Consider the following 24728-nt stretch of genomic DNA (forward strand, 5'->3'; position numbering starts at 1 on the left):
TGAGGACCGGCCGGGCCGGACCCGTACGTCGTCCTCGTCGTACTCCCGTCGTTTGGTCGTCAGGACCTGCCCCCTCCGCCGTCAGCTCTTGCCGGTCACCATCGCCGACCATAGTGCCGGGAATTCCGGCATGGTCTTGGAGGTGCATGCCACGTCGTCGACCTCGATGCCTGCGACGGCGAGCCCGGCCACCGCGGCGGCGTGCGCCATCCGGTGGTCGGCGTAGGTGCGGAAGGCTCCCCCGTGCAGTGGCCGGGGTCGGATCTCCAGCCCGTCGGCGGTTTCGGTCAGGTCGGCGCCGAGCCCGGTGAACTCCCGGGCCAGGGCGGCGAGCCGGTCGGTCTCGTGCCCCCGGATGTGCCCGATGCCGGTGAAGGTCGACGGCGAGTCGGCCAGCATGGCCAGTGCGGTCAGTGCCGGGGTCAGCTCGCTGACGTCGGACAGGTCGGCGGTCAGCCCGTGCACGGTGCCGGTGCCGCGGACGGTCAGCCCGGCGGTGGTCAGGGTGACCTCGCCGCCCATCCGGTGCAGCAGCGAGCGGAGCTGTTCGACCGGCTGGACGCTGTTGTGCGGCCAGCCCTGCAACGTGACCTCACCGCCGGTGACCAGGGCGGCGGCGAAGAAGGGGACCGCGCCGGAGAGGTCGGGCTCGATCTCCCAGCTCCGGCCGGCGAGCGGCCCCGGCTCGACCACCCAGACGTCGGGGACGCTGTCGTCGACGGCTGCCCCGGCGGCCCGCAGCATCTGCACCGTCATCCGCAGGTGCGGCGCGGACGGCACCGGTGGGCCCTGGTGCCGGACCACCACGCCCCGGTCGAAGCGGGCCCCGGCGAGCAGCAGGCCGGAGACGAGCTGGCTGGAGGCGGAGGCGTCGATCACCACCTCGCCACCGGCGACCCCACCGGTGCCCTGCACCACCAGGGGCAGGCTGCCGGTCTCGGGTGCGTCGATCCGGACGCCGAGGGAGCGCAGCGCGCCGATCAGCGGGCCGAGCGGCCGGACCCGGGCCTGCGGGTCGCCGTCGAAGGTGACCTGCCCTTCGGCGAGGCCGGCGACCGGTGGGACGAACCGCATCACCGTGCCGGCGAGGCCGACGTCGACGTGGGCCGGGCCGACGAGCCGGTGTGGCCGGACCAGCCAGCGGTCGTCGTCGGAGACGGAGACGTGCGCACCCATCGCGCGCAGCCCGCCCGCCATGAGTTCGGTGTCGCGGGCCCGTAGCGGCCCGTGCAGCGTCGACGGGCCGCCGGCCAGCGCGCTGAGCACCAGGGCGCGGGCGGTCATCGACTTGGAGCCGGGTAGGCGCAGCGTCGCGGTGACCGGGTCACTGGCGGTCGGCGCGGCCCAGGGTTGTTGCGGACGGGTGGCGGTCAGGTTTCCCACGGTCACATTCTGCCAACCCGGCGACAATTTCGAGCCGACCGTCCGGCTGACTCCCGGTTGGCGGGACAACCCACGACGGGGCGGGGCGTTAGCGTATGCGGCATGTGCGGCAGGTATGCGACGACCCGCAGCGCCGGGGACCTGAGCGCCGTCTTCGAGTCGTACGACGACACCGAGGGTCGGCTCGGGCCGGACCACAACGTCGCGCCGACCGATTCGGTGCCGGTGGTCCGGGTCGACACCGAGCAGGGGCGGGTGCTGTCGGCCGGCCGCTGGGGCCTGGTGCCGCACTGGGCGAAGTCGGCCGCCGGCGCGGCCCGCATGATCAACGCCCGGGCCGAGACGGTCGCCACCAGCCGGGCGTACGCCGTGCCGTTCGCCCGTCGGCGCTGCCTGGTCCCGGCCGACGGCTGGTACGAGTGGGTGCGCCGGTCCGGTGGCGGCAAGCAGCCCTACTTCATGACCCCGCGCGACGGTTCGGTGCTGGCGTTGGCCGGCATCTGGTCCCGCTGGGAGGAGTCGCTCACGTTCAGCGTGCTGACCACGGCGGCGGTGGGCGAGTTGGCCGAGGTGCACGACCGGATGCCGCTGTTGTTGCCGCCGGAGCGGTGGGCGGACTGGCTCGCCCCGGCCGATGATCCGGCGGCGCTGCTGGTCCCGCCGCCGGCGGGGTGGCTCGCCGGGTTGGAGATCCGTCCGGTCGGGACGGCGGTGGGCAACGTGCGCAACAACGGCCCGGAGTTGACCGCCCGGGTGCCGGTGGACCGGGAACGCTCCCACGGGGAGACTGCGCTGTTCTGAACGCGATTGGCGACATTGTCGCGTACGAATTGCCAGAGTTCCGGGCGAAACGTCGCTCGGACCTTTAGCCATCTTTCCGGCAGACCCCTTGTCCCCGTAGCCAACAGTGCGATAGAACACAGCGCTGGCACTGGGAGCGTCTTCGCGCAGTGTGAACGACGCCCGTCGATCTTGCCGGTCCCACGGGGGAGGTGGGTGTGATGACCCGGGCGCGTATGCCCCGACCGCACGAGGTGGCCGCCGCACGACGGGATCCGCGACTGCTGCGCGCGTTGCGGGACCGCCGTTCCGACGATGCCTGGCGGACCAGAGGAACCTGTCAGAGTGTGGATCCGGAGACGTTCTTTCCGGCACCCAACGAACCAGCCGACTCGGCGGTGGCGCTCTGCCGCAGCTGTGACGTCCAGGGATCCTGCCTGGCCTGGGCGTTGGAGGTGGGCGACACCCACGGGGTGTGGGGTGGCACCACCCCGCGTGAGCGCCGGGCCATGCTGGTCGCCTGGCGTGGCGAGGTCGGATCCGATCCCGCCGCGGCCGACGACGCCGGCCCACCGGTGCGGGACCGGCTGCTCACCCTGGTTCCGCTGAGCTGACCCGTCGGGGCGGCGCAGAATGGCCGGGTGCCGCACCCCACGCAACTCGACACCCCCCGGGGCCCGGCCCGGGTCGACACCGACCTGCCGGCCGCCGCGCCGACGTCGCTGCTCGTGCTCGGTCACGGCGCCGGTGGTGCGGTGGACGCGCCGGACCTGCTCGCCCTGCGCGACGCCGCCCGCGACGCCGGGGTGGTGGTGGCCCGGGTGACCCAGCCCTACCGGGTGGCCGGTCGTCGGGCCCCGGCCCCGGCCGGGCACCTGGACGAGGCGTGGACGGCGGTGCTGGCCGCGCTGCGCCACCGGCACCCTGAGCTGCCCCTGCTGGTCGGTGGGCGGTCCAGCGGTGCCCGGGTGGCCTGTCGGACGGCCCGCGCGGTGGGTGCGGCCGGGGTGGTCGCGTTGGCCTTTCCGCTGCACCCGCCGGGGCGGCCGGAGCGCTCCCGGGCCGACGAACTGGTCACCGGGCTGCCGACGCTGGTGGTCAACGGCGACCGGGACCCGTTCGGGACGCCCGCCGCCGCCGGCCCGGTCGAGGTGGTGGTACGCGGTGGCGAACGTCACGACCTGCGCCGGGATCCGACCGGCACGGCCGGGGTGGTGCTCACCTGGCTGCGCGCACACGGCTGGGCCCGCTGATCGGCCCGGACCGGGTCGTCCCGCGCCGCGTCGACCGGTCGCCCCGGCGGCGGACCGAGGCGGTGACCACCCGTTTCCGCCCCGCCGGAGCCGTCGTTGCATCCGATGGTGTCGACCTTCCGGTTCGGGTGGTCGGGACCGTCCCTCCCAGGCCCTTCCTGGTCCCAGCCCGCCGGTAGCCGACCGGTGGGTCGGGACCAGGAGCGGGGGCCGGCGGAATGCCCGGCCCGCGGTCGGGTGTTACGCCTCCCGGACGAGGAATCTGGCGAGGGGGGTGACCGGTGCCGACCGAGACACGGAACCGGGAGCGGGACGAGCAGGGCGCACGGCAGCTCAGACAGCTGCTGGACGGCCCGGACTGGCCGGCGGTGGGGACCGGTCACGAGGTGGTGAGCACCAGCACACCCGGCGGAACCGAAGCTGTGGGCCGGTTCGGCCGCGTATCCTCGGCGGGACAGCATCCGACGCGAGGGGATGTGCGGTTGACCACCGAGAAGACGGACGAGCGTAAGGCCCGCTTCGAGCGGGACGCGATGCCCTTCGTCGATCAGCTCTACGCCGCCGGGCTGCGGATGACCCGCAACCCGGCCGATGCCGAGGATCTGGTCCAGGAGACGTACCTGAAGGCGTACGCCGCCTTCCACCAGTTCGAGCAGGGCACCAACCTGAAGGCCTGGCTCTACCGGATCCTGACCAACACCTACATCAACTCCTACCGCAAGCGGCAGCGCCAGCCCATCCAGGCGCCCACCGAGGAGATCACCGACTGGCAGCTCGCCGAGGCCGAGTCGCACACCTCCAGCGGGTTGCGGTCGGCCGAGACCGAGGCGTTGGACCGGCTGCCCGACAGCGACGTCAAGGAGGCCCTGCAGCAGTTGCCGGAGGAGTTCCGGTTGGCGGTGTATCTGACCGATGTCGAGGGCTTCTCGTACAAGGAGGTCGCCGACATCATGGGCACGCCGATCGGCACCGTGATGTCCCGGTTGCACCGCGGGCGTCGCAATCTGCGCAAGCTGCTTGAGCGGTACGCCGCGGAGCGTGGCTTCAGCGCCGCGCAGCCCGCGAAGGGCTCGACCACCGCCACTGCCAGTCGGGAGGTGTGACATGAGCTGCGGAAAGCCGCACGAGACGGACTGCCGGGAAGTGCTCGCCGAGGTCTACCTCTACCTGGACCTGGAGTGCGCCGAGGAACGCCGTTCGCTGATCCGCTACCACCTGGACGAGTGCGGACCCTGCCTGCGTGAGTACGGCATCGAGCAGGAGGTGCGGGCGCTGGTGGCCCGCTGCTGCGGCAACGAGACCGCCCCCGACCAGCTGCGCGAGCGGCTGCGGGTACGCCTCACCGAGCTGGTGGTCTTCGAGGCCAGCGAGTCCCGCGAACTCGCCGAGTGACGCTGCGGCGGCCGGGTGACCCCGCAGCCGCCCGACGCGCCGGTGCCCGCACCCCACCCGGCGTCGAATGAAATCCGGCCCGCACCGGCCGGCTGACGGCACGTACACCGGTGGCCCGGGTCGACGTCGACCCGGGCCACCGGTGTGTCCGGCTCCGGCCGGCCCTGGCGTCGCGGCGGCGGACCGTCGGGACGACTCAGGAGTTGGGGCGCTTGCCGTGGTTCGCGCCGCTCTTCTTACGGGCCTTCTTCTTACGGGCCTTCTTCGCCATGCTGACCTCCTCGTGATGGGTCCGACCCCTGCTGCGGCGACCCTGGACGTCGGGGCACGCCGCCGGTCCTCCCGGCGTCGGGGTCCGACCTGATGATGCTAGTGCGGCCGGCACCCGCCGTCGCGCGCCGGGGCGGCAGCGGTACGTCGGTGGGTGTGGCCTGGCCGGTGTCGGCGCTCGTCGCCCGCGCGGGGGCGGCACGTGATTGGATACCGACGCAGACACACCCGGTGGAGAGGGAGGGCCGTGATGGCCGAGGAGATCCGCGCCGAGATGGTGGCCAACGTGTGGAAGGTCGTCGCGACGGCCGGGGACACCGTGTCCGAGGGAGACACGTTGGTGATCCTGGAGTCGATGAAGATGGAGATCCCGGTCGTCGCCGAGTCCGACGGGGTGGTCGAGCAGCTCGCGGTCAACGAGGGCGACGTGGTGCAGGACGGTGACCTGATCGCGGTGATCGGGTGAGTCCCGGCGACCGGTCGACCGGGCTGCTGGTCCGCCGGGCCGTACCGGCCGAGTTCGCGGCGGTGGCCCGGCTGACCGTCGCCGCCTACGAGGCCGACGGCCAGCTCAAGGGCGAGAACGGCTACGGCGATGTGCTGGCCGACGTGGCCGGCCGGGCGGAGCACGGCGAAATCCTGGTCGCCGTGGACGAGTCGACCGGCGCGGTGCTCGGCTCGGTCACCTTCGTGCTGCCCGGCAGCCCGTACGCGGAGCTGTCCGGGCCGGGCGAGGCGGAGTTCCGGATGTTGGCGGTGGACCCGGCCGCGCAGGGGCGCGGGGTGGGCGTGACGCTGGTCCGGGCCTGCCTGTCCCGGGCCGTGGACCAGGGCTGCTCGGCGATGGTCATCTGCGTCCGTAGCGGACTCGCCGACGCCGCCCACCGGCTGTACGCGGGGCTCGGTTTCGTGCGTACCCCGGAGCGGGACTGGTCGCCGCTGCCCGGCGTCGACCTGCTCGCCCTGCGCATGGCCCTGCCCGCCGGCCCAGCCTGACCGGGCCGCACCGACCTGCCCGCCTGGTGGGTAGGCCGGCTTGGGTGAGATGGCGGGTCTGCGCTTCTTGCCGGTCACCTTCAGAATGACGTGTGGCCTTCATGTCGGTGCGGCGACGACTCCGCCAGATCGTGTTGCTGTTCTCCTCGGTCGCAGTCGTTGTCCCGGTGGTGTACTTCCTGGTGAAGCAAGGGCTGGACCGGGCTGAGAAGATCACCAGCATCGGTTTCGGGCTCCTCGGAGCGGTAGGGCTGGTGGCCAGCTGGCGCACGGCGCGACCAGGCATGAAACCCGGCGCGGCCAGCCCGACTGAGTCCGTGCCCCTCGGGTGCCTGCTGCATCTTCGCGACGACGGACGGCCGCCGTTGGTGGAGCAGGTCGACCCGCTGGACCTGGGCGTCAAACCCGCTATCGACACCACCGACCGCCATGACCAGGACCTTCCTCCCTACGTTCCCCGCACCGGTGACGATGATCTGGAATGGGCCATCGCCGAAGGCGGGATCGTGCTGCTGCACGGCAAGGCAGCCGCCGGCAAGAGCCGCAGCGCGTTCGAGGCCATCCACCGCCTCCGCCCGCACCACCAGCTGCTCACCCCGGCGTACGCAGGGGCGCTGAGAGATGTGGTCGAGGCTGGCTACCCGATCAGGGATGCGGTCGTGTGGCTCGACGACCTGGAGCGCTTCCTCACACCCGGAGGCATCGACCAAGCGCTGCTTCAACGTCTGTGCCCCTCCGGGCGGGCCGACGTGGTGGTGGTGGCCACCATCCGCGACGAGGAACTATCCCGCCTCGACCACGCCGCCACCCGAGGCGGTCAAGGCCAAGAACTCATCACGGCCGGGCTGGACGAGGCTGCGGCGAAACTGGTGGCCCAGATCCGCGGCCGACGGCGCATCCCGGTCGGTCAGCACCTCACCGACTCCGAACGCACCGACGCCGAGGCCACCGGCGACGACCGGATCACGGCTGCGCTAACCGCCGGGGTCGGGTTCGCCGAATACCTCGCCGCAGGCCCGGCCATGATGCGCCGCTGGTCGGTCGGCGACGGCCCCTCGTTCGAGGTCGGACACGCCCTCATCAGCGCCGCAGTGGACTGCCGCCGCGCCGGCTACACCACCCCCGTCCCCCGCGACATCCTCGCGAAGCTCTACCGCCCCTACCTGTCCCCCGCCTGGAGACACCGCGCCGACCTACCCACCATCACTCAAGGACTCCAATGGGCGTGCGAACGAGTCCTCGGCGCCAGCTCCTGCCTCCTGCCCCACGAGAACGACACCTACACCGCCTCCGACTACCTCCTCGACCGCACCACCACCGGCCAAGGCCCCCTCGCAACCATCCCAGTCCCCGACCAGGTCTGGAACACCCTGCTCACCATCGCCACCACCCCCCAAGCCGCCACCATCGGCACTCATGCCTATTTCACCCAACGGTTAGACATCGCTGAACAGGCGTGGCGCACCGCAGCCGACACCGGCGACACCGGCGCGATGTTCAACCTGGGCGTTCTGCTTGCCCAGCTCGGTGATCGCCAAGAGGAGGCGGAACAGTGGTATCGGCGCGCAGCCGACGCCGGCCATACCCGCGCGATGAGCAACCTGGGCGTTCTGCTTGAACAGCGCGGTGATCGCCAAGAGGAGGCAGAACAGTGGTACCGGCGCGCAGCCGACACCGGCGACACCGGCGACACCGGCGCGATGTTCAACCTGGGCGTTCTGCTTGCCCAGCGCGGTGATCGCCAAGAGGAGGCGGAACAGTGGTTCCGGCGCGCAGCCGACACCGGCGACACCCGCGCGATGTTCAACCTGGGCGTTCTGCTTGCCCAGCTCGGTGATCGCCAAGAGGAGGCGGAACAGTGGTTCCGGCGCGCAGCCGACACCGGCGACACCGGCGCGATGAGCAACCTGGGCGTTCTGCTTGAACAGCGCGGTGATCGCCAAGAGGAGGCGGAACAGTGGTTCCGGCGCGGAGCCGACACCGGCGACACCGGCGCGATGTTCAACCTGGGCGTTCTGCTTGCCCAGCTCGGTGATCGCCAAGAGGAGGCGGAACAGTGGTATCGGCGCGCAGCCGACACCGGCGACACCGGCGCGATGAGCAACCTGGGCGTTCTGCTTGAACAGCGCGGTGATCGCCAAGAGGAGGCGGAACAGTGGTTCCGGCGCGCAGCCGACACCGGCGACACCGGCGCGATGTTCAACCTGGGCGTTCTGCTTGAACAGCGCGGTGATCGCCAAGAGGAGGCGGAACAGTGGTATCGGCGCGCAGCCGACACCGGCGACATCGGCGCGATGTTCAACCTGGGCGTTCTGCTTGCCCAGCTCGGTGATCGCCAAGAGGAGGCGGAACAGTGGTTCCGGCGTGCAGCCGACACCGGCGACACCGGCGCGATGTTCAACCTGGGCGCTCTGCTTGCCCACCGTGGCGACGGTGAGCAGCCGGAGGGGTAACACCCGGGATGGCATCGCGATGGGCCTGCACGAGGTGGGAACGCTGCGACCGCGCCATCCGCGCTGCCTACCTGTGCTCCGCTAGGGGCGTCGCAGAGGCGGACGGTCACCTGGGACTGGATCAATGCCCGCTGCCGGGTGCGGTGGTCACTCAAATGCCGCGCCAGCCGGGTCGAGTGGACCCACGCCGGGGTCGCTGGGTCACGGTGGCCCCGGACAGCAGGCGGCCCCCGGCCGCCGTCCGGCCGGGGGCCGCACCGCCTTGTCTAGCGGGATGCCTTCGCGAAGCTCACGAACCCACGCCACGCGCCGGGAGTGAACGTCAGGGTTCCGCCGTCGCGGTCCTTGGTGTCCCGTACGAGGACGACGCCGGGCAGGTTGTCGGCCACCTCGACACACGCCCCGCCGTTGTCCCCGCTCCTGGTGCTCTTGTGCCACTGCGCGCCGGTCATGTCCATGTCGCTGCCACTTTCCTCACGAGGTCGAGAGACTGTGCCCGGGGGAGGGCCTCGCCGACAATGCGCGCCCACCTCCGTTCGAGGCTAGCAATTTCTGCCGCGTCGTCGGTGATGTGCGCCCTGGCCGGGCTGTCCTGGTGCGCCACCCGTGCGCCGTCCGGCAACTCGGCCAGGATGAACGGCCCGCCCATGCCCAGGTAGATCGGCGTGTCGAGCGGTACTACGTGGACCTGCACGCACGGCAGTTCGGCGCAGGCCGCAATGTGCTCGCACTGCTCGCGCATCAGCTTGCCGTCGCGTCCTGCGCGCCGTCGGAGGGCCGCTTCGTCGATCACCGCGACGACGAGCGGCGGCTGTGTCCGGTGGAGAATCGCTTGCCGCTGCATGCGCGCCGTCACCAACTCGTCGACCTCATCAATGGTGGGCGTCGCCAGAGCCAGCGTCGCGCGCGCGTACGCTTCGGTCTGAAGTAGACCCGGTACCCATGCCAGCTCGAACCATCGCAGCTCGACCGCCTCGCGCTCGATGTCCGCCCACCGCCGGAACCACGCCGGTTCGCGGCGCTTCAGCGCGTCCGGCCAGAGGTCGAGCACGTCCCGCCCGAGGATCGAAGCGACCCGCACCCGGTGCCGGGCGCGCGGGATGCGTCCGTGACTCACCCACCGCGCCGCTGTCTTGGGGTCGACGCCCACCTGAAATGCCAGGCTTTCGGCGGTCTCGCCTGCGTCGAGCATCGCGATCTTCACCGCGTGATTCATCCGCGTTACCCCTCTGTAGCGCACATGGGACGTCCCAGCGGTCCCGTTGGACTGATCTTACGCTGTGTACCCGTCCCGCAACTGCCTGCGAGAGTCGTGTGCAGAGCGACGCCGCCGGCCGGAGAGGACACCGCCGGTCGTGTCTGCTGCGGGGGCCGTCTCCTTCGGAGGGGTGGGAGGCGGCCCCCTTCCAACACCACGACGTCAGGGGAGCACCGTGCCCGACAAGCCGAAGCCCACCGATCCGTCACCAGCGCCGGACCCGAAGCCGGCCACCGACCCGCCGCCCGCGCGCCCCTACCTGCCGGGTCCGATCGGCCCGGTCATCCCGCCGTGGCGGGGGCCCGGCCGCTTGGCGAACGTCACTCCCGGGCACCGTTGGCGGGAGCGGAGGCCCGCGCGGTGACGCCGCCGCTGGTTCGCTCCGGCGACGTGCTGCGGCTGTCCCGCGCCGCCAGCGTGCAGTTCGTCCGGCCGATCACGGTCCGGGTCATCCGGGTGCTGACCGACTGGCACACGTACGACGGGTGGGTGTGGATCGACGCGTACGTGCTCGACGCCGCCGGTGACGCGGTCTCCCGGCGGACCCTGTTCCTCCAGCCTGCCGGTGCCGGGCACCTGAAGGCCCCGGTCCCCGGGCCGGCGACCCGCACACCAGCAACCCGCACGCCGGCAGCCCGCACGCCGGCAGCCCGCACGCCGGCAGCCCGCACGCCGGTCCCGCGAAAGGTGTCGACCTCGTGACCGGTGTGATCCCGGGCCGGCACACGCCCCTGCCTCCGACCTGGCTGTGTCGGGTGGACGCGCACCCGTGGCCCTGCGGGGAGGCGAAACTCGCCCTGCTCGCGAAGTACGCCGACGACCGGCCCCGGCTGCTGACGCTGCTCGCGGGCTGGAAAGCGGAAGCGGAAGACCACCTCACTCAGCTCGACGGCGGTCGCCCGGTCGACGTGACCGACCGCTTCCTCGCCTGGGCCCGCCGGACCACCGGCTGACCTTCTCTTTCCCGGGCCCGCTGCGGTGTCGCTTCACCCGGTCCCGTCGGGGTGTCGCTTCACCCGGGCCGTCGGGGTGCCGCTGGCCTGTTCGTGGGCCCGGGTCCGGCCTGACCGGTCAGCTCTCCTCGATGCCGTTCAGCAGCTCGTCGGCCACCTCAAGGGCGATCTTCTTGCGTTCGTCGTCGGTGATGTCCGGTGTCCGCACGGCGAACCAACTGCTGTGCACGGCGAACAGGACGAGCGTGGCCCGCAGTTGGGCCCGGGGTGAGTCGTCGCCCTGGCAGATCGCGTCGGCCAGGCGGAACATCCGCTCGCGCATCTGCTGGCCGGCGACGAGGCTCTTGAGCACGGTCTGGTTCTGTTCGAAGAAGCGCATCACCACGGACTGCCCGGGGGCGAACATCGTGTCGGCGTACTGGCTGACCAGGGCGTGCCGGGTGGCCCGGGTGGCCGGCTGGTCGCGGGCCCAGTCGATCAGCTCGTCCATCCGGTGCAACCGGTCCTCGACGTAGCTGTTGACGATCTCTTCCTTGCTCTTGAAGTGGTAGTAGAGGGCGGCCTTGGTCACCCCGAGGCGCTCGGCGATCTCGCGGAGCGAGGTCTTCTCGTATCCCTGCTCGGTGAAGAGCTCCAGGGCGACAGCCTGAATGCGCTCCCGCGTGCCACCTGTGCTCTGACTCACCAATACCACCCAATTCGCTTGACGGGGTCCGGCTGTCCAACTTACCGTGCGGCTAGTAAGGTGACTAGCCGGGCGGCAAGTAAGTGCGACATATCTCGGGGGAGCTTACCCATGACTCAGGAAACCCAGGCGACGGCGAAACCCAACATCCGGGTGGTGCTGTTCGGTCTGATGATCGCGATGATGCTCGCGATGCTCGACAACATGATCGTCAGCACGGCGCTGCCGCGGATCGTCAGCGAGTTCGGTGGCGTCAACCACTTCACCTGGGTGGTCACCGCGTACGTGCTCGGCACCACCGTCTCCACCCCGATCTGGGGCAAGCTCGGCGACCTGTACGGCCGCAAGGCGATCTTCCTGACCTCGGTGGTCATCTTCCTGATCGGGTCGGCGCTCTGCGGGATGTCCGGTTCGGCGCTGCTCGGCGGCACCGACAACGGGATGGTCGAGCTGATCGCCTTCCGGGCCGTGCAGGGGCTCGGTGCCGGCGGCCTGATGGTCGGCGTGATGGCGATCATCGGTGACCTGGTGCCGCCCCGGGAGCGGGGCCGTTACCAGGGCATGATCGCCGGCATCATGGCGATCGCCATGGTCGCCGGCCCGCTGGTCGGCGGCTTCATCACCGACAACCTCTCCTGGCGCTGGGCGTTCTACGTCAACCTGCCGCTCGGTGGGCTCGCGCTGCTGATCCTGGCCACCACGATGCACCTGCCGAAGTACCGCACCGAGCACCGGATCGACTGGCTGGGCGCGGGACTGCTGTCCGTCGGCATCACCGCGATCGTCCTGGTCACCACCTGGGGTGGGAACGAATACGACTGGGCGTCCCCGCAGATCTTCGGTCTCGCCGCGCTGGCGCTGGTGAGCCTGGTGGCCTTCGCGCTCGTCGAGCGTCGGGTCACCGAGCCGATCCTGCCGCTCGGCCTCTTCGCCAACCGCAACTTCGCGCTGATCTCGATGATCGGCTTCCTGCTCGGCTTCGCGATGTTCGGCGCGATGAACTTCCTGCCGCTCTACCAGCAGACCGTGCAGGGCGCCTCCGCCACCAACAGCGGTCTGCTGCTGCTCCCGCTGATGTTCGGCATGCTGGTGGTGTCGCTGGTGGTCGGCCGGGCCATCACCCGGACCGGGCGCTACCGGGTGTTCCCGATCGTCGGTGGTGTGGTGATGGCCGTCGGCATGGCGTTGCTGTCCCTGCTGGAGGTCGACACCGGCAAGGTCGCGTCGTCGCTCTACATGCTGGTCCTCGGTGCCGGCATGGGCTTCCTGATGCAGACCTCCATGCTCATCGCACAGAACAGCGTGGAGCAGAAGGACCTCGGTGCGGCCAGCGGCGCGGCCACCTTCTTCCGCTCCATCGGCGGTTCGTTCGGCATCTCGCTGTTCGGTGCGATCTTCGCCAGCCGGCTCGCCGACTCGCCGGCCGGCAGCGCGTTCGCCGGTGGCACCGGCGAGGGCCGGGGGATGGACCTGACCAAGCTCAAGGAGTTGCCGGCGCAGGCACGTGAGGTGGTGCTCGGCGGCCTCTCCGACGCCATCTCGCACGTCTTCTTCTGGGCGATGATCATCACGATCGCGGTGCCGGTGCTCGCCTGGTTCATCCGGGAGATCCCGCTGCGCACGGCGAACGCCGTCCCGCCGCCGGAGGCCACCGGCGAGGAGCAGGCCGAGGTCGCCCTCGGCAAGGCCCCGGTCTCCTGACCCGGTCCCGTCCCGTCCGTCGCGGCCGGTCCGTCCCCTCCCGGGGTACGGGCCGGCCGCGCGGCGTCAGGGGTGGCCGCGCGGCGTCAGGGGTGGCCGCGCGGCGTCAGGGCCGGCGGCGGACCAGGGCGGTGAGGCGACGCCAGGCGCGGGCCAGGTGGCCCGTCCGGCGGGGGCGGGCCGGGGTGGCGAGCAGCCGGTGGGCCAGCGCGGTGGTGTCCGGGTCCACCGTCGGGGTGGCCAGCGCCAGGTGGGCCAGGGAGATGGCGATCGGCACCGGCCGGCCCTTGGCGACGGTCGCCACGTCGGCGAGGCGCTCGGCCACCAGCCCGGCCACGTCGGGGCGCACCGCCGGGTCCACCCAGGCGGCGGTGACCAGGGCGAACAGTGCCGCCTCGGTGATCCAGTCCTCGACGCCCCAGATCAGTTCCACCAGCACCCGACGGCGGGTCGAGGTGGCCCAGGGTTCGTCGGTGCGGTGGTGCAGCAGGCCCAGGCAGGCCCAGACCTGGACGCAGCGTACCCACAGTGACGGGTCCTGGCCGGTGAGCACCCGGCCCAGCGCGGTCGGCGGTGCCTCGGGCGGGTGCACCAGCAGGCCCAGCAGGTCGGCCAACTCCAGGGTGGCCAACCCGACCGCCGCGTCGTAGGCGGCCGGTGGGTGCGGCCAGGCCGGGTGGGCGAGTTGGCGTACCCGGTCGGCGGCGACGGTGGACGGGGCCGGCAGGGTGGGCGCGGCGGTGGTGCCGTCGTAGCGCCAGAGCCGGCACTCGGTGGCCCGGCGTGGCTCGCGTGGGTCCGGCTCGGCGACCCCGGTGACCTCGACGTGCAGACCGGGCACGGCGGCGGTGACGGTACGCATCGCGCTCGGCGGTTCGACCGAGTCGAGGCGGACCGCCGCGTCGGGGAAGCCGTCGGCGGCGAGCGCCCGGCGCAACGCGTCGACCATCGCGCCCGTCGCCGGGGTGACCTGCCCCAGCCAGGGGCGTCCCCGGCAGGACTCGGCGAGGTCGGTGTGCTCGTGGGTGTCGTCGGGGTGGTCGCGGGTGAAGTCGGCGAGGGCGACCAGGTGCCCGACGTCGCCGTCGCGCAGGAACCGCAGCCGGTGCGCGGTGTGCACCGCGCAGTCGAAGCTCGGGTCCCGGGCCAGCGCCCGGTCGATCCAGCCGAGGGCCTGGTCGAGCTGGCCGTGGTCGGCCAGGGTGCCGGCGATGTCGGCATAGACGGCGAGGTCGTCGGGGTCGTGCGCGACGGCCCGTTCCAGGGCGGCCAGGGCCTCCCGGGTGCGGCCGGCGCTGCGGTAGGCGTACCCGAGCCAGACCTCGCCGAGCTTCGACGGCGCCTCGCGTACCCCGCGGCTGGCCCAGGTGACCGCGAGGGTGACCTCGCCGAGCCGCCGGGCCAGCGCGGACGCCGCCCCGAGCAGCAGGGCGTGCCGGGGGTGCGCGGCGACCGCGTGCCGGGCCAGGGTGAGGTACGGCTGCAGGGGTGCCCGGCCGGTCCGGGGCACCGGGTCGGGCACGGCGGCGCAGACCTGCATGAGGATCCGGGCGCAGCGGTCCGGGTCGAGCCGCCCGGCCAGCTCGGGGTCGGTCACCCAGGGCACCCCGGCCCAGTCGACGCCGGGGGCGTGACCGGTGGCGGCGACCAGCAGGTCCAGCCCTTCGGCGGGCCGGCCGGCGGCGGCGAGCAGGTGGGCGCGGGCGACCACGGCCCCGACGTGTGCGCGGTGGCCGAGCGGGAAGAGATCGAGGTCACCGCCGGCCGCGGTGGCGATCCGGGTGAGCGTCTCGTGGGTGTCGGGCAGGGTCGGTGCCAGCACCAGCGCGGCGGCGAGGTGGTCGGCGGCGTGGGCCAGGTCGCCCTCGTCGAGCGCGATCCGGGCGAGGGCGAGTTCCTCCGCCGCGGTCAGCGCGGGTGGCTCCTCCGACACGTCGGCCTCTCGCTCGCAGGGGGTTGCCAGGGCTGGGCAAGCGTAGGGGATGCCGGCAACAAGTGTGGATCTCCTGCGCGTTAGTGCTCGCAGCAATGGTGAGAATGGCTCGTTCGTGCAAGACTGAACATGAAACGCGCGGTAAATGCGCAAGGAGGGGGAGTCTCCGTGACACATCCAGGGGCCGGGATGGCCGCCGACATCGCCGAGCAGCCGGCCGGTTACGCGCGGCTGCTCTCCGCCGAGCACGCCGGGGCGATCGCCCGGGTCGCGGCGGCCGTCGCGCGACGCCGCCCCCGGCACGTCGTCTTCACCGCCCGGGGCACCTCCGACCACGCCGCCCTCTACGGGGCGTACCTCACCGAGATCCGGCTCGGACTGCCCGCCGGGCTCGCCTCGCCCAGCGCGGTCACCGTCTACGGGGCCCGCCCCGACCTCTCCGACGCGCTGGTCGTCGGGGTCAGCCAGAGCGGCGGCTCACCCGACCTGACCGAGGTGCTGCGTGCCGCCCGCGAGGCCGGCGCGCTCACCCTGGCGGTCACCAACGACCCCGACTCGCCGCTGGCGCAGACCGCCGAGCTGGGCGTCGACATCGCCGCCGGGCACGAGCGGGCGGTCGCCGCGACGAAGACCTACACCGCCGAACTGCTCGCCCTGCTGCTGCTGGTGGAGGGCATCCGGGCCGGGGACGGCGTGCTGCCGGCAGACCAGCGGGCCGCCCTGGAACGCCTCCCGGAGCTGGCCGAGCACACCCTCGCCGACCCCACCCCGGCCCAGCTCGCCCCGCGCTACCGGTTCGCCGGCCAGCTCGTCACCACCGGCCGGGGCTACGCGTACCCGACCGCCCGGGAGGCGGCGCTCAAGCTGATGGAGACCTCCTACCTGCCGGCGCTGGCCTTCTCCGGCGCGGACCTGCTGCACGGCCCGCTCGCGATGACCGACCCGGACGTGCCGGTGCTGGCCGTGGTCGGCTCCGGCCCCGGCGGCCGGTCCATGGGTGAGGTGCTGCCCCGCCTCGGCGAACGCCGCGCCGACGTGGTGGTGGTCGGCTCGGCCCAGGTCGAGGGGGTCACCCGGATGGCCGTGCCCGAGGTCGACGAGCGGTACGCCCCGCTGCTGGACATCCTGCCGTTGCAGCGCCTCGCGCTCGCCCTGGCGCTGGCCCGGGGTGAGGACCCGGACGCCCCACGTGGGCTGAAGAAGGTCACCGCGACGATGTGAGCCGAGCCGGCCAGCGGGACGGGGTCGGGGTGGGCGTGGCACGCTGTGTCTCGTGTCCACGCTGCGCGACCTCGCCGAGGAGCACACCCAGCTCCGCCCGGCCGACATCGACCACCTGCACCGCATCGCCGGGGACTGGCAGTTGCTGTCCGACCTGTCCTTCGCCGACCTGTTGCTGTGGGTGCCGGTGGACGACGACGGCACGTTCCTCTGCGTCGCCCAGGTCCGCCCGACGACCGCCCCGACCGCCTACCTGGACGACCAGGTGGGGCGGATCGTGGGCGGGCCGGAGGTGGCCCACCTGGAGGTGGCGTACCGGCAGGGCCGGATCTGGCGGGAGGGTGACCCGGTCTGGTACGGCGACGTGCCCGCCCGGCACGAGGCGATCCCGGTGCGGCTGCGCACCGCCGACGGGGAGGCCGGCGAGGTGATCGCGGTGGTCGGCCGGGACACCAACCTGTCCACCGCCCGCACCCCCAGCCAGTTGGAGCTGAACTACCTCACCACCGCCGACGACCTGGCCCAGATGATCGCCGACGGCACCTTCCCGCCGCCCCGGCACCCGGGCGAGACCACCTCCGCGCCCCGGGTGGGCGACGGGCTGGTCCGCCTCGACGCGGGCGGCAAGGTCACCTACGCCAGCCCGAACGCGCAGTCGGCGTACCGCCGGTTGGGTTACGCCTCCCACCTGGTGGGCGAGGACCTGGCCAAGCTGCACCGCCGGCTGGCCAGCGACCCGCTCGACGGCACCGAGGCGGCCAACGGCATCCTCGCCGCGCTGCGCGGCGAGGGCCCGCCCCGGCGGGAGATCGACGCCCGGGGGGCGACGATGCTCACCCGGGCCCTGCCGCTGATGCCCGCCGGGGTGCCGATCGGCGCGCTGGTCCTGGTCCGCGACATCACCGAGGTACGCCGCCGCGACCGGGCCCTGATCACCAAGGACGCCACCATCCGGGAGATCCACCACCGGGTGAAGAACAACCTGCAGACCGTCGCCGCGCTGCTGCGCCTACAGGCCCGGCGGGTGTCGATGCCGGAGGCCCGGGTCGCCCTGGAGGAGTCGGTACGCCGGGTCGCCTCCATCGCCCTGGTGCACGAGACGCTCTCCATGTCCAGCGACGAGGCGGTCGAGTTCGACGGGATCGTCGACCGGGTGGCGAGCGCGGCGACCGAGGTGGCCGCGACCGAGGTGAGCGTCGGGATGCGCCGGACCGGCAGCTTCGGGGTGCTGCCCGCCGAGATCGCCACCTCGCTGGTGATGGTGCTCAACGAGCTGCTGCTCAACGCCGTCGAGCACGGCTTCCCGCCGGCCGAGGAGGGGGTCGACGTCCCGGAGCCGGAGGCCCGCCCGGAGGTGGTCGTCACGGCGCACCGGCAGCGTAAGCAGCTGCACGTCTCGGTGGCGGACAACGGGCGCGGCCTGCCGGCCGAGTTCGACGCCGCCAAGGGTGGGCGGCTCGGTCTGCAGATCGTCCGGGCGCTGGTGACCGGGGAGTTGCGGGGCAGCATCGAGCTGCGTCCCGGCCCGACCGGCGGCACCGAGGCGGTGCTGGTGCTCCCGCTGGCCAAGGCCTGAACCGGCCGCCCGACGGCCCGGTTGCCCGGTGGTGACGCCGGGATGAATGTGAGTAGAGCGACGTACGATCTGCGGCCCGGTGAGGCTTTCGGTCGATTGGCGGGCATTGACACCTTGCAGCCGACTGAATAGTTTTCTAGCTTCACCACCAAGCAGACACGGCCAGCTCCCCGTGCCCGGCTTCCTGGACGCGTCCGGCGACATCCCGCTCGCCCTGTCGGGGAGCGCGTGCGCCCGGTGGGCGGGGGAGACGAAGCGATGACCTCACCGCCTGCGGTCGATCCGGCTGCGGTGCTGTCGCCGACCGCCGAGTTCCGGGTGCCGCGTCAGACCTCGAAGTGGACCCCCCGCAAGCCCGCCGACGAGGCGCACCGGCCCGCGTACGCCCCGGTGCCGTTGCCGCCGACGGACGCCGAGCTGTTCTCCTACCGCAAGCGGCGACTGGCCGCCCTGATGGTGCCGTCGCTGGTCAGCTTCGGCTGCCTGATCACCAGCCAACTGCTCTTCGTCCGGCTCACCCCGTGGCTGTGGCTGCTCGCCCCGCTGCTGTTCTTCACCGTCGTCTACTACCTCATCTCGCTGGCGGTGAACCTCTTCACCCCGGGCTTCGACCTGGCCCGCCACCAGGAACTGGTGCGCACCTGGCGGCCGGCCCGTTACCCGAGCGTCGACGTGTTCCTGCCGGTCTGCGGCGAGCCCGCGCACGTGCTGCGCAACACCTGGGAGCACGTGCGGGCGATGGGCCGCCACTACCGGGGCGAGGTCACCGTCTACGTGCTCGACGACTCGCCCAACGAGGCGATGGAACGGATGGCGCTCGCCTTCGGCTTCGTCTACCAGCGGCGACCCAACCGGGGCTGGTTCAAGAAGGCCGGCAACATGCGGTACGCCTTCGAACGCACCATGAGCGACTTCATCCTGGTGCTGGACGCCGACTTCGTCCCGCGTAAGGACATGCTCGACCAGATGCTGCCCTGGTTCGACGCCGAGCCGAACGCGGGCATCGTGCAGTCGCCGCAGTTCTTCCGGGTGCACCTGGGGCAGACCTGGGTGGAGCGGGGGGCCGGGGCGGTGCAGGAGCTGTTCTACCGGTCGGTGCAGGTGTCCCGGCAGGCCCACGACTCGGCGATCTGCGTGGGCAGTTGTGCCGTCTACCGCCGCGACGCGCTGTTCTCCATCGGCGGGTCCACCCTGATCGAGCACTCCGAGGACGTGCACACCGGCTTCGACCTGCGGATGAAGGGGTGGAACCTGCGGTACATCCCGGTCGTGCTGGCCGCCGGGCTCTGCCCGTCGGACGTGGACTCGTTCTTCACCCAGCAGTACCGCTGGTGCGCCGGCTCGATGAGCCTGCTCGGGTCGAGGAAGTTCTGGTCGACGAAGCTGCGGCTGCGGGCCCGGCTCAGCTACATCTCCGGCTTCTGTTACTACCTGCACACGGGGCTGTTCACCTTCGTCGCGCCGGTCATCCCGGTGTTGATGCTCACCGCGTTCGCGCATCAGATCGCGCTCGCCAACTACCTGCTGATCCTGCCCAGCGTGGTCTACAACATGATCATCTTTCCGTTCTGGCACCGCAGCCGCTACGGCCTGGAGAGCTGGACGGTCAAGATGCTCTACGGCTGGGCGCACGCCTTCGCCATCATCGACATCGTCCGGGGCCGGCGGATGGGCTGGCAGCCCACCGGCGGCACCGCCAAGAAGAGCAAGACCCGACGGCTGTGGACCGCCATGAAGGTCTGGACCGCCGGCACCGGCCTGGTCTGGGCCGGTGTCGCCGGCTGGCGGATGCTCGTCGAACCCGAACCGTGGATCTTCGTACCGGCCCTGCTCAGCGCGGTCTTCTACCTGGCCGTCGTCGGGCAGGCACTGCTGGTCGACCCGGAACGCGACGTCGAGGTCGTCCGGTGAGGACGAAATACCTCGTCACCTTCCTGCTGGTGGTCGCGCTGGCGTTCACCGAGTTCGCCGTGCTGCGCCGGGTCGACATCAAGGTCGCCGGGTCCGCCGGCGGGCCGGGCGGGGCCGCCGCTGCCGAGGAACAGATTCCGGCGTACGACGTCACCGCGCTGAAGTCACCCAAGGGCAAGTACCTCGGCGTCACCGTGACCGGCGGTGCCGAGATGGGCCGGGTCCGCGCCTTCGCCGAGGAAACCGGCAAGACCCCCAACCTGGTGGCGATCTTCGAGAGCTTCGACGACAGGTTCGCCGCCAGCGAGGTCCGCGAGCTGCACAACTACGGCGCGCTGGCGGTGATCCGCTGGGAGCCGTACGACGTGCCGCTGCGGGACATCGCCGCCGGCAAGCACGACGCGTACGTCAAGGAGTTCGCCGCCGCCGTGCGCACCCTGAACCTGCCGATCGCCCTCACCTTCGCCCACGAGATGAACGGGCACTGGTACTCCTGGGGGACGAAGCAGACCAAGGCCAGCGAGTACGTCGCCGCCTGGCGGCACCTGCACGACATCTTCACCCAGCAGGGCGCCACCAACGTGATCTGGACGTGGACCCCGAACGTCGTCAACTACCTGCGCAAGGTCAGCATCAGGGCGCTCTACCCCGGGGACGCCTACGTCGACTGGGTCGGCATGGACGGGTACTACACCAACCGTGGCCTCAAGACGTTCCAGGACCTCTTCGTCCCCACCATCACCCAGATCCGCACCTTCACCAGGCGTCCGCTGCTGATCGTGGAGACCGGGGCCGAACCGAGCAGCCGACGACCGGCCCAGATCACCGACCTGCTCACCAACGTGACCAGGCGCAAGGACCTCCTCGGGGTGGCCTACTTCAACATCAACGGCTCCGGGAAGTGGAACATCGACCGGGACGACGCCGCGCTGCGCGCGTTCCGCCGGTCCGCCGCCAAGGACACCTTCGGCTTCGACATCCGGACCGTGAAGTGACCGCGCCGGCTATCCAGTGGACCGGGCAGGCCGACCCGGCGGAGGTCACCGGCCACGCCGTACCCCGGCGGGCGGCGGGCCGGGGCGGCGGCTGGTGGGCGCTGCTGCCGACCGTCGTCGCGCTCGGCCTCGGCTGGTGGCGGCTGGACGCCCGGGACCTGTGGAACGACGAACTGGTCACCTGGCACGTCACGTCACTGTCGGTCGAGCAGTTCCGGATGCTGGTCGGCAACATCGACCTGGTGCACGCCGGCTACTACGTGATCATGTCGGTGCTGACCACGCTGACCGGGGACTCGACGACCGCCCTGCGGCTGCCGTCGGTGCTCGCGGTCGGGCTCACCGCCGGGCTGGTCACCCTGATCGGGCGGCGACTCTTCGACACCCCGGTCGGGGTGCTGGCCGGCCTGGTCTTCGCCCTGCTGCCCACCGTCTCCCGGTACGCCCAGGAAGCCCGGTCGTACGCCCTGGTCACCCTGGCGGCGGTGGCGGCCACCTGGCTCTTCCTGCGCGCGGTGGACCGGCCGACCCGGGGCCGCTGGTGGGCGTACGGCGTGCTGCTGGTGCTGGTCGGCTGGCTGCACTTCGTCGCGCTGCTGGTGGTGGTCGCGCACCTGTTCCACCTGTGGCGGTCGGTGCCCGGCGAGGAGCCCCGGTGGCGGTGGGCGGCGTCCACCGGTATCGCCGGCCTGTTCGTCCTCCCGGTGCTGATCCTCGGCAGCCGGCAGTCCGGGCAGATCTCCTGGGTGGAGAACGACGGCGACGCCGTGCTGCGCTTCCTGGCGAACCTGACCGGCACGACGGCCGCGTTGGCGCTGGTCGCGGCGCTCTCCGTCCTCGCGGTGGTGGTGGCCGGCCGGCAGTGGCGGAACACCGTGCTGATGCTGCTGATCTGGGCCGTGCTGCCCCCGGTCGCCGGTTACCTGACGTTCAGCGTGGTGCACCTGTTCCTGGCCCGGTACTTCCTGTTCACCGTGCCGGCGTGGGCGTTGCTCGCCGCGTTCGCGGTCTGCCGCACCGCCCGGCTGGCGACCCGGGGGCGGGTGCCGGCGGCCTGGCTGGCCGGGGCGCTGATGCTGCTGCCGGTGCTGGCCTGGCAGACCCTGCCGGCGCAGGAGCGGGTCCGCTCCAACGAGGCCGACGGGCAGCCCCGCTACCTCGACGCGGTCCGTTACCTGGGCAAGCAGGTCAAGCCGGGCGACGGGGTCGCCTACAACGACGGGTTCGGTGGCTCCAGCGACGTGGCCCGCAAGGCCACCGACTACGGGCTGCGCGACCAGCTGCACCCCCGGGACGTCTTCGTGGCCGTACCGGCCCGGCAGACCGGCTGGCTGACCGCCCGCGAGTGCCGGGAGCCGTTGCCCTGCCTCGGCGACACCAGGCGGATCTGGCTGGTGGAGACGGGCCACCTCAACGACCCGCTCGCCGGGCTGCCACCGGCCCGTGAGGCCCTGCTACGGCAGCGTTTCCTCATCCGGCACGTCGAGCGGTTCGACCGGGTCCGGGTGGTCCTGCTGGAACGCAAACCGGCCTGACGGGGGAGCTGCGCCGGGCACCCGTCCGGCATCCGCCGGGTCGGGCGGGTGTGGTCAACGCCGACGGACGAGCAGCGCCACCGTCACCCCCGGCCGGGGGCGGACCTGCTCGACGGTGAACCCGGCCCGCAGCGCGTCGCCCTTGCCGCCCGGCACCGCCGCGAGCGGATCGTCGTGCCGCCCGGCCACGACCAGCCAGACCCGGTCCACGCCAGCCAGGCACTCGGTGGGTCGGGGGCACTCGTCGACCCACAGATCGGCTCGGTCCCGCCGCCCCCTGGTGACCAGCACGTCCCGGGGTCGCGCCCCGGCGGCGGCCCCGGCTGTCCGGTCCCCGGCTGTCCGGGCCAGGTGGTAGTCGATGCCGAGGTCGAGGAAGAGCCAACCGTCGCGGGGCGAGTAGACCACCGCGTCACCGGGCCGCTGCCCGGCGGCGATCACCGCCGCCGCCCCCCGGTAGTCGACGGTCGCGCTGCGCGGCCAGCCGTGACTGTGCCGTACTGCCGCCTGGTCCGGTAGCCCGAGCAGCGCGGCCAGCACCACCACCGCCACCGTTCCCGTCCGGGCCGTGGGCGGCGCGGCCAGGGCGGCACCGGCGAGCAGGCAGGCGAAGGGCACCGTGAAGAACAGGTAACGCGGCACCCACAGGGGTACGGCCAGCGCGGCGACGAAGAGCAGCAGGACCGGCAGCACCACGCAGGCGTCGGGGAGCAGACCGCGCCGCCCCGAGCGGGCGGCCCCGAGCGCGGCGAGTCCGACCAGCAGCCCGCCCACCACGCCGCTCTGCGCCAGCCCGCCCGGCAACGCCGCCAGGTCGGCCAGCCGGGCCGGGGCGACCCAGTCGAGCTGGTGGGACCGCTGCCCCTGCGCGGTGACCAGTAGCGGTGACAGCACCACCCCGGCGACCAGCACGGCCACCGCCCACCACCCCAACCGCCGGTCCCACCGCCCGCTGTTGCCCGGTCCGCCTTCGCCCGGTCGGCTGTCGCCTGGTCGGCTGTCGCCTGGTCGGCTGTCGCCCGGTCGGCTGTTGCTGTTGGCGGTCGGACCGGTGGGGTCGGCGGTCGGACGGCCGTGGACCCGGGCGGTCAGCACCACCACGGCGTGCGCGGCGAGCAGGCCCAAGGCGAGCAGATGGGCCAGACCGAGCCCGGCGACGGCTGCGGCGTAGCAGGACCAGCGCTGCCACCCCGGGCCGTCCAACGCGCGGACCAGCAGCACGGTGGCCAGCACCGCGAAGAAGGTCACCAGCGCGTAGGGCCGGGCCTCCTGGGCATACCGGGAGGTACCCGGCAGGACCGCGAAGAGCAGGCCGGCGGTCAGCCCGGCAGGTGCCCCGAACAACCGCCGCCCGAGTACGGCCGTGAAGCCCGCCGCCCCCGCCATCGCCAGCACCGAGGGCAGCCGCAGCGCCGCCACCGAGTCGCCGAACACCCCGGTCCAGCCGTGCACCAGCAGGTAGTACGCCCCGGTCGCCGCATCGACGGTTCGGGTGAGCCGGAACACGTCCCCGACACCTCGGGTGGCCGCGCTCCAGGTGGCCAACTCGTCGCGCCAGGGCTGGGCCTGGCTGATCCCGTAGCAGCCGGCGGCGAGGGTGACCACCAGCGGAACCGCCCAGACCAGCGCACCCGTCCACGAACCCGCTGACGATCCTGCCGCCAACCACCAATGCCGCTTTCCGGACATTGTGCCCACCGGTCGAGGGTCCCACATCCGTCCCGACGATGCCGCCGGAGCCGAATCCCACCGTGTCCGCCGTCGAGCGGTGATGGTGCCGCCCTCGGGGCTTGGACCGGCCGGCGTCCAACGGGACGGCATCCTCCTGGCGGGCAGGGTGGTAGTGGTTCGCGTCCTTTAGAGCTGATGTCGTAAACGATTCACGGTCGCCGACCCGCCGACCCGCCGACCCACCGACCCACCGACCCACCCACCCACCGACCCACCGACCCACCGACCCACCGACCGCGGATTACATCCGCTCTCGGTCCCTATCCCTATCCCGGTCCCGGTGACCGGCACCGATCCCGCCGTCAGCCACTGATCCCGATCCCGACCCGTCGGTCGTCGGCGGTCGGAGCGGCCCCTTCTTTTCGTGGATGGTGTTCATCAATGCTCTGCATGGCCTGTCGGCCGGAGTGGCGATTCGTCTACGTCATCAGCTCGACAGGACGCCCATGAGACATCAGCGGGGACGGCTATAGGGGGATCGATCTGCCGATCTACCGCTCGCCGGCCGGCCCCCTGGTTCTGCCTACCGGCCCTCCACCGGCCCGCGCTGGCCCACCGGCCCGCGCTGGCCCACCGGCCCCCGCGCTGGCCCACCGGCCCCCGCGCTGGCCCACCGGCCCCCGCGCTGGCCCACCGGCCCCCGCGCTGGCCCACCGGCCCCCGCGCTGGCCCACCGGCCCCCGCGCTGGCCCACCGGCCCCC

At 72.2% G+C, this 24728-nt stretch carries 23 protein-coding genes; 16 read left to right on the plus strand and 7 right to left on the minus strand.

Features of this window, described 5'->3' with window-relative positions; genetic code table 11:
* Positions 1-81: 81 nt before the first annotated feature.
* The gene (aroA, locus tag JQN83_RS16975) at positions 82-1383 is read right to left on the minus strand and encodes a 3-phosphoshikimate 1-carboxyvinyltransferase (RefSeq protein WP_208568118.1); all 1302 of its coding nucleotides are present in this window, start codon (positions 1381-1383) and stop codon (positions 82-84) included.
* A gap of 102 nt (positions 1384-1485) precedes the next feature.
* On the opposite strand from aroA, the gene JQN83_RS16980 reads away from it, so the two are divergent.
* The 5 genes from JQN83_RS16980 (at position 1486) to rsrA (ending at position 4808) form a co-directional block, all read left to right on the plus strand.
* A complete protein-coding gene (locus JQN83_RS16980; RefSeq protein ID WP_208568119.1) occupies positions 1486-2184 on the plus strand; it encodes an SOS response-associated peptidase in 699 nt (232 codons plus the stop codon).
* Between the two features lie 200 nt (positions 2185-2384).
* On the plus strand, positions 2385-2777 hold the full coding sequence (locus JQN83_RS16985; protein ID WP_208568120.1) for a WhiB family transcriptional regulator: 393 nt from the start codon (positions 2385-2387) through the stop codon (positions 2775-2777).
* A gap of 27 nt (positions 2778-2804) precedes the next feature.
* Entirely contained in the window at positions 2805-3416 is a 612-nt protein-coding gene (locus tag JQN83_RS16990) for an alpha/beta hydrolase family protein (protein WP_208568121.1), read from the plus strand.
* A gap of 281 nt (positions 3417-3697) precedes the next feature.
* Positions 3698-4519: a sigma-70 family RNA polymerase sigma factor gene (locus JQN83_RS16995; protein WP_208568122.1), complete on the plus strand. Its 822-nt coding sequence runs from the start codon at positions 3698-3700 to the stop codon at positions 4517-4519.
* Between the two features lies 1 nt (position 4520).
* The gene (rsrA, locus tag JQN83_RS17000; protein WP_067312082.1) at positions 4521-4808 is read left to right on the plus strand and encodes a mycothiol system anti-sigma-R factor; all 288 of its coding nucleotides are present in this window, start codon (positions 4521-4523) and stop codon (positions 4806-4808) included.
* Between the two features lie 196 nt (positions 4809-5004).
* Here rsrA and JQN83_RS34355 read toward each other — a convergent pair whose 3' ends face one another.
* Complete coding sequence (locus JQN83_RS34355) at positions 5005-5079, minus strand: 50S ribosomal protein bL37 (protein ID WP_369700219.1); 75 nt, start codon at positions 5077-5079, stop codon at positions 5005-5007.
* 249 nt (positions 5080-5328) lie between these two features.
* Between JQN83_RS34355 and JQN83_RS17005 the strand changes: the two genes are divergently transcribed.
* The 3 genes from JQN83_RS17005 to JQN83_RS17015 all read left to right on the plus strand — a co-directional run bounded on the left by JQN83_RS17005 (position 5329) and on the right by JQN83_RS17015 (position 8527).
* Positions 5329-5544 (plus strand): biotin/lipoyl-binding carrier protein, encoded by a 216-nt coding sequence (locus JQN83_RS17005; RefSeq protein WP_208568123.1) that lies wholly within the window; start codon positions 5329-5331, stop codon positions 5542-5544.
* Positions 5541-6074: a GNAT family N-acetyltransferase gene (locus JQN83_RS17010; RefSeq protein WP_307799358.1), complete on the plus strand. Its 534-nt coding sequence runs from the start codon at positions 5541-5543 to the stop codon at positions 6072-6074. Before JQN83_RS17005 ends, JQN83_RS17010 begins: the two co-directional genes overlap by 4 nt.
* Positions 6075-6175: 101 nt before the next feature.
* Positions 6176-8527, plus strand: coding sequence for a tetratricopeptide repeat protein (locus JQN83_RS17015; RefSeq protein WP_244252639.1), 2352 nt, complete (start codon positions 6176-6178; stop codon positions 8525-8527).
* A gap of 266 nt (positions 8528-8793) precedes the next feature.
* On the opposite strand, the gene JQN83_RS17020 is transcribed toward JQN83_RS17015, so the two are convergent.
* Both JQN83_RS17020 and JQN83_RS17025 read right to left on the minus strand, forming a co-directional pair.
* On the minus strand, positions 8794-8979 hold the full coding sequence (locus JQN83_RS17020; RefSeq protein WP_208568151.1) for a DUF397 domain-containing protein: 186 nt from the start codon (positions 8977-8979) through the stop codon (positions 8794-8796).
* The gene (locus tag JQN83_RS17025) at positions 8976-9743 is read right to left on the minus strand and encodes a DUF5753 domain-containing protein (RefSeq protein WP_208568125.1); all 768 of its coding nucleotides are present in this window, start codon (positions 9741-9743) and stop codon (positions 8976-8978) included. The genes JQN83_RS17020 and JQN83_RS17025 overlap by 4 nt, the downstream gene beginning before the upstream one ends.
* Before the next feature lie 414 nt (positions 9744-10157).
* Here JQN83_RS17025 and JQN83_RS17030 point away from each other — a divergent pair, with 414 nt between their 5' ends.
* Together JQN83_RS17030 and JQN83_RS17035 are read left to right on the plus strand one after the other, a co-directional pair.
* Positions 10158-10487: a hypothetical protein gene (locus JQN83_RS17030; protein WP_208568152.1), complete on the plus strand. Its 330-nt coding sequence runs from the start codon at positions 10158-10160 to the stop codon at positions 10485-10487.
* Positions 10484-10738, plus strand: a complete 255-nt coding sequence (locus tag JQN83_RS17035) for a flavin reductase (RefSeq protein WP_307799362.1) — start codon at positions 10484-10486, stop codon at positions 10736-10738. The genes JQN83_RS17030 and JQN83_RS17035 overlap by 4 nt, the downstream gene beginning before the upstream one ends.
* A 118-nt stretch (positions 10739-10856) precedes the next feature.
* Here the strand turns inward: JQN83_RS17035 and JQN83_RS17040 are convergent, their stop codons facing one another.
* Positions 10857-11423, minus strand: coding sequence for a TetR/AcrR family transcriptional regulator (locus tag JQN83_RS17040; protein ID WP_208568126.1), 567 nt, complete (start codon positions 11421-11423; stop codon positions 10857-10859).
* A 111-nt stretch (positions 11424-11534) separates the two neighbouring features.
* Between JQN83_RS17040 and JQN83_RS17045 the strand changes: the two genes are divergently transcribed.
* A complete protein-coding gene (locus tag JQN83_RS17045; protein ID WP_208568127.1) occupies positions 11535-13124 on the plus strand; it encodes an MDR family MFS transporter in 1590 nt (529 codons plus the stop codon).
* A gap of 106 nt (positions 13125-13230) precedes the next feature.
* On the opposite strand, the gene JQN83_RS17050 is transcribed toward JQN83_RS17045, so the two are convergent.
* Positions 13231-15057, minus strand: coding sequence for a tetratricopeptide repeat protein (locus JQN83_RS17050; RefSeq protein WP_208568128.1), 1827 nt, complete (start codon positions 15055-15057; stop codon positions 13231-13233).
* Between the two features lie 189 nt (positions 15058-15246).
* Between JQN83_RS17050 and JQN83_RS17055 the strand changes: the two genes are divergently transcribed.
* From JQN83_RS17055 to JQN83_RS17075, 5 genes are all read left to right on the plus strand, one after another.
* Positions 15247-16278 (plus strand): SIS domain-containing protein, encoded by a 1032-nt coding sequence (locus JQN83_RS17055; protein WP_208568154.1) that lies wholly within the window; start codon positions 15247-15249, stop codon positions 16276-16278.
* A gap of 52 nt (positions 16279-16330) precedes the next feature.
* Complete coding sequence (locus tag JQN83_RS17060; RefSeq protein ID WP_208568129.1) at positions 16331-17854, plus strand: sensor histidine kinase; 1524 nt, start codon at positions 16331-16333, stop codon at positions 17852-17854.
* A gap of 258 nt (positions 17855-18112) precedes the next feature.
* Positions 18113-19765, plus strand: coding sequence for a glycosyltransferase family 2 protein (locus JQN83_RS17065; protein ID WP_208568130.1), 1653 nt, complete (start codon positions 18113-18115; stop codon positions 19763-19765).
* Positions 19762-20760 carry a glycoside hydrolase family 26 protein gene (locus JQN83_RS33160; protein WP_208568131.1) on the plus strand — a complete coding sequence of 333 codons (999 nt, stop codon included), beginning with the start codon at positions 19762-19764 and terminating at the stop codon, positions 20758-20760. Before JQN83_RS17065 ends, JQN83_RS33160 begins: the two co-directional genes overlap by 4 nt.
* Positions 20757-22295: a glycosyltransferase family 39 protein gene (locus JQN83_RS17075; protein ID WP_208568132.1), complete on the plus strand. Its 1539-nt coding sequence runs from the start codon at positions 20757-20759 to the stop codon at positions 22293-22295. The genes JQN83_RS33160 and JQN83_RS17075 overlap by 4 nt, the downstream gene beginning before the upstream one ends.
* Before the next feature lie 54 nt (positions 22296-22349).
* On the opposite strand, the gene JQN83_RS17080 is transcribed toward JQN83_RS17075, so the two are convergent.
* Positions 22350-23984, minus strand: coding sequence for a glycosyltransferase family 39 protein (locus tag JQN83_RS17080; protein WP_208568155.1), 1635 nt, complete (start codon positions 23982-23984; stop codon positions 22350-22352).
* Positions 23985-24728: the final 744 nt, after the last annotated feature.

The sequence above is a fragment of the Micromonospora antibiotica genome (genome assembly GCF_017599305.1).
Classification (GTDB): Bacteria; Actinomycetota; Actinomycetes; order Mycobacteriales; family Micromonosporaceae; genus Micromonospora; species Micromonospora antibiotica.

What these genes read in the sequence shown, in the direction of transcription:
- JQN83_RS16980 (WP_208568119.1), top strand. Translation starts at nt 1,486, where the DNA reads ATGTGCGGCAGGTATGCGACGACCCGCAGCGCCGGGGACCTGAGCGCC.
- JQN83_RS17065 (WP_208568130.1), top strand. Translation starts at nt 18,113, where the DNA reads ATGACCTCACCGCCTGCGGTCGATCCGGCTGCGGTGCTGTCGCCGACC.
- JQN83_RS17025 (WP_208568125.1), bottom strand. Translation starts at nt 9,743, where the DNA reads ATGAATCACGCGGTGAAGATCGCGATGCTCGACGCAGGCGAGACCGCC.
- rsrA (WP_067312082.1), top strand. Translation starts at nt 4,521, where the DNA reads ATGAGCTGCGGAAAGCCGCACGAGACGGACTGCCGGGAAGTGCTCGCC.
- JQN83_RS17005 (WP_208568123.1), top strand. Translation starts at nt 5,329, where the DNA reads ATGGCCGAGGAGATCCGCGCCGAGATGGTGGCCAACGTGTGGAAGGTC.
- JQN83_RS17080 (WP_208568155.1), bottom strand. Translation starts at nt 23,984, where the DNA reads ATGTCCGGAAAGCGGCATTGGTGGTTGGCGGCAGGATCGTCAGCGGGT.
- JQN83_RS16985 (WP_208568120.1), top strand. Translation starts at nt 2,385, where the DNA reads ATGACCCGGGCGCGTATGCCCCGACCGCACGAGGTGGCCGCCGCACGA.
- JQN83_RS17055 (WP_208568154.1), top strand. Translation starts at nt 15,247, where the DNA reads ATGGCCGCCGACATCGCCGAGCAGCCGGCCGGTTACGCGCGGCTGCTC.
- JQN83_RS17015 (WP_244252639.1), top strand. Translation starts at nt 6,176, where the DNA reads ATGTCGGTGCGGCGACGACTCCGCCAGATCGTGTTGCTGTTCTCCTCG.
- JQN83_RS17045 (WP_208568127.1), top strand. Translation starts at nt 11,535, where the DNA reads ATGACTCAGGAAACCCAGGCGACGGCGAAACCCAACATCCGGGTGGTG.
- JQN83_RS17020 (WP_208568151.1), bottom strand. Translation starts at nt 8,979, where the DNA reads ATGACCGGCGCGCAGTGGCACAAGAGCACCAGGAGCGGGGACAACGGC.